Annotated in this window: 9 protein-coding genes; 3 read left to right on the forward strand and 6 right to left on the reverse strand. The window is 73.8% G+C overall.

What is annotated here, in order from left to right:
• Positions 1-39: 39 nt before the first annotated feature.
• The 4 genes from IE180_RS34295 to IE180_RS34310 all read right to left on the reverse strand — a co-directional run bounded on the left by IE180_RS34295 (position 40) and on the right by IE180_RS34310 (position 5,663).
• Positions 40-1,512 carry an NCS2 family permease gene (locus IE180_RS34295; protein ID WP_190160863.1) on the reverse strand — a complete coding sequence of 491 codons (1,473 nt, stop codon included), beginning with the start codon at positions 1,510-1,512 and terminating at the stop codon, positions 40-42.
• 256 nt (positions 1,513-1,768) lie between these two features.
• Entirely contained in the window at positions 1,769-4,168 is a 2,400-nt protein-coding gene (locus IE180_RS34300; RefSeq protein ID WP_190160864.1) for a xanthine dehydrogenase family protein molybdopterin-binding subunit, read from the reverse strand.
• A 2-nt stretch (positions 4,169-4,170) separates the two neighbouring features.
• Entirely contained in the window at positions 4,171-4,770 is a 600-nt protein-coding gene (locus tag IE180_RS34305; RefSeq protein ID WP_190160865.1) for a (2Fe-2S)-binding protein, read from the reverse strand.
• Positions 4,771-4,772: 2 nt separating this feature from the next.
• Positions 4,773-5,663 carry an FAD binding domain-containing protein gene (locus IE180_RS34310; RefSeq protein WP_190160866.1) on the reverse strand — a complete coding sequence of 297 codons (891 nt, stop codon included), beginning with the start codon at positions 5,661-5,663 and terminating at the stop codon, positions 4,773-4,775.
• Positions 5,664-5,968: 305 nt separating this feature from the next.
• Here IE180_RS34310 and IE180_RS34315 point away from each other — a divergent pair, with 305 nt between their 5' ends.
• Positions 5,969-7,663, forward strand: coding sequence for a PucR family transcriptional regulator (locus tag IE180_RS34315; RefSeq protein ID WP_190160867.1), 1,695 nt, complete (start codon positions 5,969-5,971; stop codon positions 7,661-7,663).
• Between the two features lie 372 nt (positions 7,664-8,035).
• Entirely contained in the window at positions 8,036-8,824 is a 789-nt protein-coding gene (locus IE180_RS34320) for a hypothetical protein (RefSeq protein ID WP_190160868.1), read from the forward strand.
• Between the two features lie 41 nt (positions 8,825-8,865).
• On the opposite strand, the gene IE180_RS34325 is transcribed toward IE180_RS34320, so the two are convergent.
• Positions 8,866-10,518, reverse strand: a complete 1,653-nt coding sequence (locus IE180_RS34325; RefSeq protein WP_190160869.1) for a WD40 repeat domain-containing protein — start codon at positions 10,516-10,518, stop codon at positions 8,866-8,868.
• A gap of 172 nt (positions 10,519-10,690) precedes the next feature.
• Entirely contained in the window at positions 10,691-11,560 is an 870-nt protein-coding gene (locus IE180_RS34330) for a GntR family transcriptional regulator (protein ID WP_190160870.1), read from the reverse strand.
• A 194-nt stretch (positions 11,561-11,754) separates the two neighbouring features.
• Here IE180_RS34330 and IE180_RS34335 point away from each other — a divergent pair, with 194 nt between their 5' ends.
• Positions 11,755-12,651 (forward strand): (2Fe-2S)-binding protein, encoded by an 897-nt coding sequence (locus IE180_RS34335; RefSeq protein WP_190160871.1) that lies wholly within the window; start codon positions 11,755-11,757, stop codon positions 12,649-12,651.
• Positions 12,652-12,708 lie beyond the last annotated feature (57 nt).

Consider the following 12,708-nt stretch of genomic DNA (forward strand, 5'->3'; position numbering starts at 1 on the left):
GTCGGTCTCCTCAGGGGTGTGCGGAGGGCGGGTCGGGCGTCAGCTGACGCCCAGCCAACCCTCGATCGGGTGAAGGGCGAAGAACACGATGAAGATCGCGGTGAGGGCCCACATGAACGCGCCGACCTCGCGCGCCTTGCCCTGCGCCACCTTGATGACGGTGTAGGCGATGACGCCGGCCGCGACGCCCGGGGTGATGCTGTAGGTGAACGGCATCAGGACGACGGTCAGGAAGACCGGGATCGCGACGGAGCTGTCGCCCCAGTTCACGTGCTTGGCGTTCATCATCATCATCGCGCCGATGACCACCAGGGCGGCGGAGCCGACCTCACGGGGCACGATCTGGGTGATCGGGGTGAAGAAGATGGCGGCCGCGAAGAACAGGCCCGTGATCACCGAGGAGAAGCCTGTGCGGGCTCCCTCGCCGACGCCGGTGGCGGACTCCACGAAGACGGTCTGGCCGGAGGCGCCGGAGACGCCGCCGATCGCGCCGCCCGCGCCGTCGATGAACAGCGCCTTGGACAGGCCGGGCATCCGGCCCTTGTCGTCGGCGAGGTTGGCCTCGGTGCCGACGCCGATGATGGTGGCCATCGCGTCGAAGAAGCCGGCGAGGACGAGGGTGAAGACGATGACGCCGACGGTGATGAAGCCGACGTCGCCCCAGCCGCCGAAGGAGACGTCGCCGAAGAGCGAGAAGTCCGGGCTGGAGACCGCGCTGCCCTTGAGCTCCGGGGCGCCGTTGGCCCAGGAACCCGGGCCCTTGGCCGGGACGTCGGCGACCGCGTTCACGATCAGGGAGACGATGGTGCCGGCGACGATGCCGATGAGGATCGCGCCCGGGACCTTGCGGGCCTGGAGCGCGAAGATCGCGAGCAGGGTGACCGCGAAGATCAGGACCGGCCAGCCGACGAGCTCGCCGCCGGCGCCGAGGGTGATGGGCGGGCCGAACTGCGGGCCGGCGCCCACGAAGCCGGCCTTGTTGAAGCCGATCAGCGCGATGAAGAGGCCGATGCCGATGGTGATGCCGTGCTTGAGCGGCAGCGGAATCGCGTTCATGATCATCTCACGGAGACCGGTGACCACCAGGAGGCAGATCACCAGCCCGTAGACGACGCACATGCCCATGGCCTGCGGCCAGGTCATCTGCGGCACGACCTGGGTCGCGAGCACACCGGAGACGCTGAGCCCCGCCGCGAGGACGAGCGGGACCTTGCCGACGAAGCCCATCAGCAGGGTGGTCACCGCCGCCGCGAAGGCGGTCGCCGTGATGACGGCGGAGGTGGCGAGAACGTGCTTGTCGACGTCCGGGCCGCCGAGGAGGATCGGGTTGAGCAGGAGAATGTACGCCATCGCCATGAAGGTGGTGACGCCGCCGCGGATCTCCGTCGCGACGGTGGATCCTCTCTCCGAGATGTGAAAGTACCGGTCGAGCCAAGAACGGCCGGCGGGGACGTTGGAGCCGGAGCCCGCGTCCTCCGAGGCGGTCTTGGGCTCCACAGACGACTGGGTCATGGGGCCTACTCCCAAGGTTCAAAGGGGCACCCGCATCAGACTTCGAAGCTCTGACGGTGAAGCTGCGGGATTTGGGATATTTCGTTGGCTGCACGACCCGGGGGACGGCCCGAGACGAACGGGTGATGCCGTGAAGCGTGGGTACTGCGGTGATGCGGGTACTGCGGTGATGCGGGTTTCCCGAGAGGGAGTGCTCCGGGCGGTGCGGGCGGTGGAGGTGTGACGTTCCTGGGAGGCGCGCACCGCCCGGAGGGTCCTACAGGGTGCCGGTGAGCGCCTCGGGGCGGACCGGCGTCTTGTTGAGCTCCAGGCCCGTCGCCGCCCGGATCGCCGCGAGGACGGCCGGGGTGGACGACAGGGTCGGGGCCTCGCCGATGCCCCGGACGCCGTACGGCGCGTTGGGGTCGGCCAGCTCGAGGTAGTCGACCGGGATGGTCGGCGTGTCGAGGATGGTCGGGATCAGGTAGTCCGTGAAGGAGGGGTTGCGCACCTTCGCGGTCTTCGGATCGACGATGATCTCCTCCATCACCGCGACGCCCAGGCCCTGGGTGGTGCCACCCTGGATCTGGCCGACCACGGAGAGCGGGTTGACCGCCTTGCCGACGTCCTGCGCACAGGCCAGCTCGATCACCTTCACGAGACCGAGCTCGGTGTCCACCTCCACGACCGCGCGGTGCGCGGCGAAGGCGTACTGGACGTGCCCGTCGCCCTGGCCGGTGACGAGGTCGAAGGCCTGGGTGGGCCGGTGGCGCCACTCCTCCTCGACCTCCACGACCTCGTCCTCCAGGACGTCCGCGATGCTCGCGAGGGCCTCGCCGCCGTCGGTGACGACCTTGCCGCCCTCCAGGAGGAGCTCGGCGTTGGCCCAGGCCGGGTGGTACGAGCCGAACTTGCGTCGGCCGATCTCCAGGACCTTCTCGCGGACGATCCCGCAGGAGTTCTTGATGGCGCCGCCGGTCATGTACGTCTGGCGGCCCGCGGAGGTCGAACCGGCCGAGCCCACCTGGGTGTCGGCGGGGAGGATGGTGACCTGCTGGACGCCGAGCTCCGTGCGGGCGATCTGGGCGTGGATGGTGATGCCGCCCTGGCCGACCTCCGCCGCGGCGGTGTGGACCGTGGCGACGGCCTCGCCGTTGATGACCTCCATGCGGATCCTGGCGGTCGAGTAGTCGTCGAAGCCCTCGGAGAAGCCGACGTTCTTGATGCCGACGGCGTAGCCGACGCCCCGCACGACGCCCTCGCCGTGCGAGGTGTTGGACAGGCCGCCCGGCAGCGCGCGGACGTCCGCGCCCTCGCCGGCGGTCTCCCACTGGCGCTCCGGCGGCATCGGACGGGCCTTGACCCGGCGCAGCAGCTCGGCGACCGGGGCCGGCGAGTCCACGACCTGGCCGGTCGGCATGATCGTGCCCTGCTCCATGGCGTTGAGCTGGCGCAGCTCCACCGGGTCCATGCCCAGCTCGGCCGCGAGCTTGTCCATCTGGGCCTCGTAGGCGAAGCAGGCCTGGACCGCGCCGAAGCCGCGCATGGCGCCGCAGGGCGGGTTGTTGGTGTAGAGGCCGATCGCCTCGATCTCGACGTCGTCGACGACGTACGGGCCGATCGAGAGGGAGGAGGCGTTGCCGACGACCGAGGCCGTGGACGACGCGTACGCGCCGCCGTCGAGCACGATCTTGCACTTCACGTGCGTGAGCTTGCCGTCCCTGGTGGCGCCGTGCTCGTAGTAGAGCTTCGCCGGGTGCCGGTGGACGTGCCCGAAGAAGGACTCGTACCGGTTGTAGACCATCTTGACCGGCTTGCCGGTGCGCAGGGCCAGGACCGAGGCGAGGATCTGCATGGAGATGTCCTCGCGGCCGCCGAAGGCGCCGCCGACACCGGCCATGGTCATCCGGACCTTCTCCTCGGGCAGGCCGAGGCAGGGGGCGATCTGCTTGAGGTCCGAGTGCAGCCACTGGGTGGCGACGTACAGGTCGACGCCGCCGTCCTCGGCCGGTACGGCGAGGCCGGACTCGGGGCCGAGGAAGGCCTGGTCCTGCATGCCGAAGGTGTACTCGCCCTTGACGATCACGTCGGCGCGCTCGGCGGCCTCGGCGGCGTTGCCGCGGATGATCGGCTGGCGGTGCACGATGTTGGGGTGCGGGACGTGGCCGGAGTGGTGGTCGTCGCGGTTCTCGTGGACCAGGATCGCGTCCGGGGCGAGGGCGGAGGCCTCGTCCGTGATGAGCGGGAGCTCGCGGTACTCGACCTTGATCTTCGCGGCGGCGCGGCGGGCGGTCTCCGGGTGGTCGGCGGCCACGAGGGCGACCGGCTCACCGTGGTGACGGACCTTGCCGTAGGCGAGCACCGGGGTGTCCTGGAACTCCATGCCGTAGTTCTTCGCGGCCGGCAGGTCCTCGTGGGTCAGGACGGCGTAGACGCCGTCCATCGTGAGGGCCTCGGAGGTGTCGATGGACACGATCTCGGCGTGCGCGACGGTGGAGCGCAGGATCTGGCCCCACAGCATGTCCTCGTGCCACATGTCCGAGGAGTAGGCGTACTCGCCGGTGACCTTGAGGGTGCCGTCGGGGCGGAGGGTGGACTCGCCGACGCCGCCCTTGACGTGCTTCTGGGTGACCTCGGTGGGCGTACCCGCCGGAACGGTGCGTGTGTTCTGAGCCATCGTCAGACCGCCTCTCCCTGACGCTCCTGGCGAGCGGCCGCGAGGCGGACCGCGTCGAGGATCTTCTCGTAACCGGTGCAGCGGCAGAGGTTGCCGGAGAGCGCCTCGCGGATGTCCGCGTCCGTCGGGGACGGGTTGCGCTCCAGCATCTCGTCGGCCGCGACGAGCAGGCCGGGGGTGCAGAAACCGCACTGGACGGCGCCGGCGTCGATGAACGCCTGCTGGATCGGCGAGAGTTCGACGCCCTCACCGGTCTGCGAGTCCTGGGCGGGCTTCGCCTCCCACTTCTTGGCGGCGTCGACCGAGGTGCCGCCGCAGGCGCCCGTGGCGCAACCGCCGTGCGCCTCGCGCTCCTTGGCGTACTCCGCCAGGCCCTCGACGGTGACGACCTCGCGGCCCTCGACCTGACCGGCGGCGACCAGACACGAACACACCGGCACGCCGTCGAGGCGGACCGTGCAGGAGCCGCACTCGCCCTGCTCGCACGCGTTCTTGGAGCCGGGAAGCCCCAGGCGCTCACGCAGAACGTAGAGGAGGGACTCGCCCTCCCAGACGTCGTCGGCTTCCTGCGGACGACCGTTGACCGTGAAATTGACGCGCATGGTTATGCAGCTCCCTCAAGCGTGCGGCCGGCGCCGCGGTACTGCTCCCAGGTCCAGCCGAGCTGGCGGCGAGCCATGATGCCGACGGCGTGGCGCCGGTACTTGGCGGTGCCGCGGACGTCGTCGATCGGGTTGGCGGCGGCCGAGCAGAGGTCGGCGAACTGCTTCGCGATCGAGGGGGTGATGATCTTGCCGTTGTCCCAGAAACCGCCCTCTTCCAGGGCCGCGTTCAGGAAGGCCTCGGCCTCCTTGGCGCGGATCGGGGTCGGTGCGGCGGAGCCGATGCCGGTGCGCACGGTCCGGGTCTCCGGGTGCAGGGCCAGGCCGAAGGCGCAGACGGCGATGACCATCGCGTTGCGGGTGCCGACCTTGGAGTACTGCTGGGGGCCGTCCGCCTTCTTGATGTGGACGGTCTTGATGAGCTCGTCGGGCTGGAGCGCGTTGCGCTTCACGCCCGTGTAGAACTCGTCGATCGGGATGAAGCGGTTGCCGCGCACCGACTCGACCTCGACCTCGGCGCCCGCGGCGAGCAGGGCCGGGTGGGCGTCGCCGGCGGGCGACGCGGTGCCGAGGTTGCCGCCGACGCCGCCGCGGTTGCGGATCTGCGGGGAGGCGACCGTGTGCGAGGCCAGCGCCAGACCCGGGAGCTCTGCGCGCAGGTTCTCCATGATCTGCGTGTACGGAACGGAGGCGCCGAGGCGCACGTTCTCCTCGCCGACCTCCCACTGGCGCAGCAGCTCGATGCGGTTCAGGTCCAGGAGGTACTCGGGTCGTCGGTGGTCGAAGTTGATCTCGACCATGACGTCGGTACCACCGGCGATGGGCACGGCCGTGGGGTGCTCGGCCTTGGCGGCGAGCGCCTCCTCCCAGCTGGCGGGGCGAAGGAAGTCCATGGTGGCTCTCTTCTAGTGATTCTGGTGATCGGGGGTCGAGCTAGTGGGTCCGGGGGGACGGCCGGCCCTCGACGTCGTGTTCATGTGCTGTTCACGCGGTGTGTGGCCTAGTACACAAGCCACTGTCGCCCGGGGTGCAGTCACCGAAAACATGAAGGAGTTGGCTGGTGCCCGTCGTCGTCTTGTAGATTCGAACGAACGATGGAGAACAGAAACCTCTCCGTTTCCCCCTGGAAACGGTGGCACCGCGCCACCGTCGACAACGCGACACCACCATCACCGAACGAAGGAACGGCGGCGACACGATGCGGCTGCGCGCACTGCTGGAGAACGACGCGCTCGGGCTGCGCCTGCTCGGCGGCGAGGACGAGCTGGACCGGACCGTCCGAGGCGTCATGACGACGGACCTCAAGGATCCCAGCCGGTACCTGTCCGGCGGCGAGCTGGTGCTGACCGGCCTCGCCTGGCGGACGGACCCGGCCGACGCCGAGCCCTTCGTCCGGATCCTGGCCTCGGCCGGGGTGGCCGCCCTCGCGGCGGGCGAGGCGGAGCTCGGCGACATTCCCGACGATCTCGTGGAGGCGTGTTCGCGCCACCGGCTGCCGTTGTTCGCAGTGAACGAGTCCGTTGCGTTCGCGACGATCACCGAACACGTTGTTCGACAGGTCTCCGGCGAGCGGGCCGGCGACCTGGCGGCCGTCGTCGACCGGCACCGGCGGCTCATGACCTCCGGGCCGGCGGGCGGCGGACCCGAGGTCGTCCTCGATCTCCTCGGCTCCGACCTGGACCTGCGGGCCTGGGTCCTCTCCCCCACCGGCCGCCAGATCGCGGGCGCGGGCGAACCCCTGGAGACCGGGCTCGCCGCCACCCTGGCCGGTGAGCACCTGGCCGCCACCCGCACCGGCCGGCGCGGCCCCCACCGGCTGAGCGTCGCCGGAACGGCGTACTCGCTCTTCCCGATCCGCAACACGGGCCGGGGCGCCGCGCCCGCCTCCCGGGACGTGCGCGAGACGGTCCTGTCGGACTGGCTGCTGGCCGTCGAGGCGGACGCCGGGGACTGGCCCGCCGCCCGGCTCGACCTGCTCCAGGGCGTCACCCAGCTGATCGCCGTCGAACGGGACCGGCGCGACGCGGCCCGTACGGTGCGGCGCCGGCTCGCCCAGGAGGTCCTGGAGCTGGTGCAGACGGGCGCCGCGCCCGCCGAGATCGCGGCCCGTCTGCGGGTCGCCGCCCCGGTGCTGCTGCCCGGGCTCGGCACGGCCCCGCATTGGCAGGTGGTCGTCGCCCGCGTGGAGTGGGACCAGGAGGCCGGTCAGGCCCCCGTGGACGGCGGGCCGGTCGCCCAGTCGCTCCTGGAGGAGGTCCTCGTCGACCCGGCGTCCATCGGCGCCGAGTCGGCCGACCGGATCGCGGTCGCCCACAGCGGCGACGAGGCGATCGCCCTGGTGCCGCTGGCCGCGGGCCCGCTGCCGGAGAGCGAGGACGAGGGCCCGGCCCCCGCCCTCGGACTCCACGCGGACGCGCTGCTCGCCTCCGTACGGGCGCCGCTCTCCGCGGGCCTCGACGGCGACGGGCGCCTCACGCTGGGCGTCAGCGCGGCCGTGGCGTCGGCGGAGGGCCTGCGCGGGGCCCTGGAGGAGGCCCGGCACGCCCGCCGGGTGGCCGCCGCCCGCCCGGGCCGGGTCTGCGCCGCCGGGCACCACGAGCTGGCCTCGCACGTGCTGCTGCTGCCGTTCGTCCCGGACGACGTCCGGCGCGCCTTCACGGCCCGGCTGCTCGACCCGCTGCGCGACTACGACCGGCGCCACCGGGCGGAGCTCATCCCGACCCTGGAGGCCTTCCTGGACTGCGACGGTTCCTGGACCCGCTGCGCGACCCGCCTCCACCTGCACGTGAACACGCTGCGCTACCGGGTGGGCCGGATCGAGCAGCTCACCGGCCGTGACCTCTCCCGTCTGGAGGACAAGCTCGACTTCTTCCTGGCGCTGCGGATGAGCTGAGCCGGACGAGGCGGGCCTGCCCGGGCGGACCGAGCCGTCCGGGCGGACCGGCCCGGAGGGGCCGGGGCTCGCCGGGGCCTCGACGATTCACTCCTTCGGGCGAGTCCGGAAGAGTGGTGAACGGGGCCGCGGCGGGCCCTCCGGCGGGGGGCCCGCGGACCGGGCCCGGGCCTGATCACCGGCGTGATCACGGGCCGATCGGCCGTCCGGCGGCCGCTCGGAACCGGCCGGGGCGGGGGTCCGCGCCCCCTGCGGACTCTTGTGAAAACTTTCACCCGACCCCTTGGCCGGGTGCTCCCATCCGTGCTGAGATGCCGTCCTACTCAACAGCTCGATGGCGCGCTCGGGGAGGGCAATGTGGCGGATACCGCCATGTCTGGTTCCGAATCAAGGGGTGGCGAAGATCCGTCCCTCGCCTACGGCAAGGAGACACCCGTGGAGACCGCCATATGGCGGCTCCGCTCCCGAGGTTGCTGGACGGACGCGGCCGCGCTCCTCGCGCCGCACGCGTCCGAACCGGCGGCCGCGCTCGAACGGGCCGCGCTGCTCATCGAGCGCTGCCTCTACACCGAGAAGGGCTGGGCCGACGCCGAGGAGGCGCTGCGGGCGGCCGAGGCCGTCGCCGGAACCGACGAGGAACGCGGGGCCGCGGCCTGCGAACGCGGCTATCTCGCCTACGCCTCCACGCTGTTGGGGGTACGGGACCGGGCCGACGAGGCCCGCATGGCGCTGGGCCGGGCGGCGGCGCTGATCGCCCCCTCCGCCGCCGGCCGCCCCCTCCTGGACTTCCGGCGCGGGCTCGTCGCCCAGAACCTCGGCGACTCCCCGCAGGCGGCCCGTGCCGCGTACCGCAGGGCGCACGAGGGGGCGACCGCCCAGGGCGACTCGCTCCTGCTCTCCTCCACCTGGCGGCACCTCGCCGGACTGGCCCTGCGCGAAGGGGAGTTGGCGGAGGCGCGGCACGGCTTCACGGAGTCCCTGCGGATCCGCGAGGAGCTGGGCTACCTGGTCGGCACGGCTCCGGCGCTCACCGCCCTGGCGACCACGGAGACCGAGCCGGAGGCGGGCCGTCTGCGCGCCGAGGCCCGGCGCCTCTTCCAGCTGCTCGGCGGGGTGCCGACCTGGCTCTCGGCCCAGCTGACGCCCCGGGTCGCCACCTGAAGTCCCGTGTGCGGGACGCCCGCTGACGTCCCGCACACGGATCAGCTCCTCGGCGCGAGGCACACCAGACTCTCGTCGGTGCCGACGAGCAGGGAGCCGGCGCCGGTGACCGCGACCGCGCGGACCGGGGGGCCCGGGCGGAAGGAGAGCGTCGGTCCGCCCTCCGGCCGGTGGAGTTCGACCAGGCCGTCGGCCCAGGCGGCGGCGACCAGCGGCCCCTGCGGGGTCTCGGTGGCGTGCAGGGAGACGACCGGCGAGGGGCGTTCGGCGAGGGGCTCGGGGCGCGTGGTGCGGCCCGGCGTCCAGAGCCGGACGCTCCCGTCCGCGCCGCCGGAGCAGACGAACGGGGCCTCGGACTCGACCGCGGCGACGGCCGTGACCCGCCCGCTGTGCGCGGCCGACTGGTGGAGTCCCGTCAGGCCGAAGGCGTGGACGGAGCCCAACCGGTCCCCCACCACCACCGAACCGGCGATCGCCGCGAGGGCCGTCCCCGGGTGACGGGCCAGGGTCGCCGCGACCGCCTCGGTGAGCCGCTCCAGGTACGGGGGCCTGGGCGCCGTTCCCCGTACGGCGTGCAGCCGACCCCGGTCGTCCAGGAGCAGCACCGTGCCGTCGGGCGCGGGCGCCAGCGCGGTGATCCGGCCGGGGACGGTGTGCGCGAGGCGGCCGGCCGGGCTCGCGTCGGCCTCGTGGAGCAGACGCACGGTGCCGGTGGGGTCGCCGACGAGGAGGGTTCCCTCCAGGGGGCCGCCCGCCGCGCCGAGCACGGTGACCGGGCCCGGCCAGGGCGGTGTCAGATCGCCGCGGTGACGGGCCCACCGGACCCGCCACGGCGCGGCCTCCGCGAGCTCGGCGAGCGCGGGGCGGAGCCGGGGGTCGGCGCCGTCGCCCAGAGCGGCGAGCAGGACCAACGCCCTGTCCGAAGGGGCCTGTTCGCGGCAGAGCGACTGCCCGGCGCGCATCCAGGCGGTCCGGAGCCCGCCGTGCTCGTCGACGGCGCCCCCGCCGGGGCGGGCGGACGGCTCCGGCCCGTCGAGGGTGCCGGGCACTCCGGCGAGGGCGGCGCCGGTGACGTACGCCGTGGTGACGAGCAGCGGGTCGGCCGCGCAGACGGCGGCCGGGTCGGAGAGGTCCGGCAGCGGCGGGGCCGGCTCGGTCCGGGCGCCGTCGGCGGACTCGGGCCCGCCGTCCAGGTCGACGACGGCGATCCGGCGCTCGGCGCGCAGGGCGGCCGGGGCCGGGGTGTCGCTCCGGGCCTCCACCACGAGGCGGATCCTCCCGACACCGGCGAGCTCCGCGATGAGCCGGGTGAGCGCGGCGGGTTCGGCGGCGGCGTGGAGGTCCGTGAGCAGGAGGACGGCCCCGCCGGCGGACCGCGGCTCGCTGGTGGCGAGGGCGTGGACGAGGTCGCCGGGCGACCGGGCCACGACGCCGAGGCGGTCGGCGATCGTCCAGGCCGCGCCGAGGGCGCTCTGCCCGGCGAGCGGGACGAGCACCCGGGGCGTACGGCGGCGGGAGCGTCCGGAGCGCGGGCCGTGTGCGGCGAGCCGGCCCAGGAGGGCCGTCTTGCCGCTGCCCGGGGCGCCGGTGACGAGGCAGAGCCGGGGCGCCTCGGGATCGGTGAGCCAGCCGAGGAGCGCGGCGGCCTCGGCTTCCGTACCGCCCCATCCCGGGGACGGGCTCGCGGACGGCATGGGGACACCTCACGGGTGACGCGACACGGCGGACGGCTGACGCCTCCGACCTTAGTCGTCCGAACCGTGCCCGGTACCACGCCGACGAAACCGACTCGTGAAACGCCCCGGGCCACCGGCGCCCCGCCGGTCCCGCCGCCCCCTCCCGGGCGCGGGCCCGGCGGGGCGTCCCTCAGCGGTCGGAGCCGGCGAAGTGCTCTCGCACCAGGGCCTGGACGACGGTCAGGTCCTGGGCGATCAGGGCGTCGAGGAGTGCGGTGTGCTCGGCGGCGTCGGCGACGAGGTCGCCGTGGCGGAGGGCGGGGGCGCTGATCAGGGGCCACTGCGAACGGCGGTGGAGGTCGTCCGCGACGGCCAGCAGCTGTTCGTTCCCGGCGAGGGAGAGGACGGCCCGGTGGAAGGCCCGGTCGGTCTCGGCGTAGTGGGCGCGGTCGCCCCGGGCGGCGGCGGTCGCGGTGGCCTCGGCGAGCGGCCGGAGCTCGGCCCAGCGGGCGGCCGGGACCGTGCGGGCGAGCCGCAGCATGACGGGGACCTCGATGAGCGCGCGGACCTCGGCGAGTTCGGCGAGCTCGCGGGGGGTGCGTTCGGTGACGCGGAAGCCGCGGTTCGGCACGACCTCGACGGCCCCTTCGACGGCGAGGCGCTGCATGGCCTCGCGGACGGGGGTGGCGGAGACGCCGAAGCGCTCGGCGAGGGCGGGGGCGGAGTAGACCTCGCCGGGGCGGAGTTCACCGCCGACGAGGGCGGTGCGGAGGGCTTCGAGGACCTGGCCGCGGACGGAGTGCCTGCGCACGGTGCGGGGGCCGGGGGCCGGTTCGCCGTGGGTGTGCTCGCCACGGGCGTGCTCGGGGCCTCGGCCCTGCTCCGTGCCGCGCGTCTGCTCCGGGACCCGTACGGACTCCGCGTGCGGCGGCTCCGGGCGTGTGGACGGCGTGCGGACCGGCTCCGGGCGCGTCGGCTCCGGACGTACGGCCCCCGTGGCGCCGCCGAAGGGCGGGGACGGCCTCTCCGTCGCCCGCTCGCGCGCTGCGCCCTGCTCCACCCGGGTCCTCCTGCGGCCTCGTGCCGGGCCCGGCTCGCGTCGCCGGGGCCCTCTGTGCACCATAGGCGAACGGGCCGACATCCGGGGCATACGAGCCGCCACCGCAGGTGGGAGGGGCTCTCCGGTGGTGAGAGGCCACCCCGAATCGGGTAAGGTAAGGCTAACCTGCCAACGCTCGCGATTCGGTGGTCCGCATGACCGTCCCCGCCCTGTTGCCCGCTCCCCCCGCCTCGCCCGTCGCGGCCTCCTACGCCCGGCTCGCCGAGGTCTTCCCCGGCCTGCGGATGGAGGAGCCCGCCCGGGACGAGCGGCTGCCGAGCGGTGCGGGCTGGGTCGGCGCGGACGAGCTCGCGGCCGGCGGCCCCCGCCTCGACGCCTTCCTCGCCCGGGACGACGCGCAGGTGCTGCGGGACCACGGCACCCGGGCCCGCCCCGACGTCGTGGCGGGCTTCGGACTGCACCGGTACGCCTGGCCCGCCTGCCTCCTCGTCACCCTCCCCTGGTTCCTGGACCGCAGGGTGCCCCGCCTGCCCGTCCGGAACGTGGCCTTCCAGCGGGCGCTCGGCCGCATGGCGGTCCGGGTCGAGGAGTTCGCCTGCCTGCCGGGCGACCCCGCGGCCGCCCTCCCCGGCGCCCGGGTCGTCGCCGACGAGGAGGCGCTGCGCGCCGAGGTGCGCGCCTCGCTCGCCGAGCACTTCGAGGCCGTCCTCGACGGCTTCGGGCCCCGGATGCGGCGCGGCCGCCGGGCCCTGTGGGGGATGGCCACGGACGAGATCGTCGAGGGCCTCTGGTACGTCGCGGCCCTGCTCGGCGAGGAGCGGCGGGCGATGGCCGAGCTCGAACTCCTCCTGCCGGGCACCTCCGAGCCGTACGAGCCGTACGCGGGCGGTGCGGGCTTCCGCGAGCTGGCCGGCACCGAGGGGGCGGACGGCGCCCCGCACGCCACCCGCGACCGGGCCACGTGCTGCTTCTTCTACACGCTGCGCCCCGAGGACGCCTGTCTCACCTGTCCGCGCACCCGCGACGCCGAGCGCGCCCGCCGACTGACCGCGACCGCGACCGCGACCGCGACCGCGACCGCGACCGCCTGAGGCTCCCGGCGCGCGGCCGCGATTACGCCACCCGTTCGAGTGACGCGAATCGAACTC

The sequence above is a fragment of the Streptomyces litmocidini genome (genome assembly GCF_014649755.1).
GTDB classification, from domain to species: domain Bacteria; phylum Actinomycetota; class Actinomycetes; order Streptomycetales; family Streptomycetaceae; genus Streptomyces; species Streptomyces litmocidini.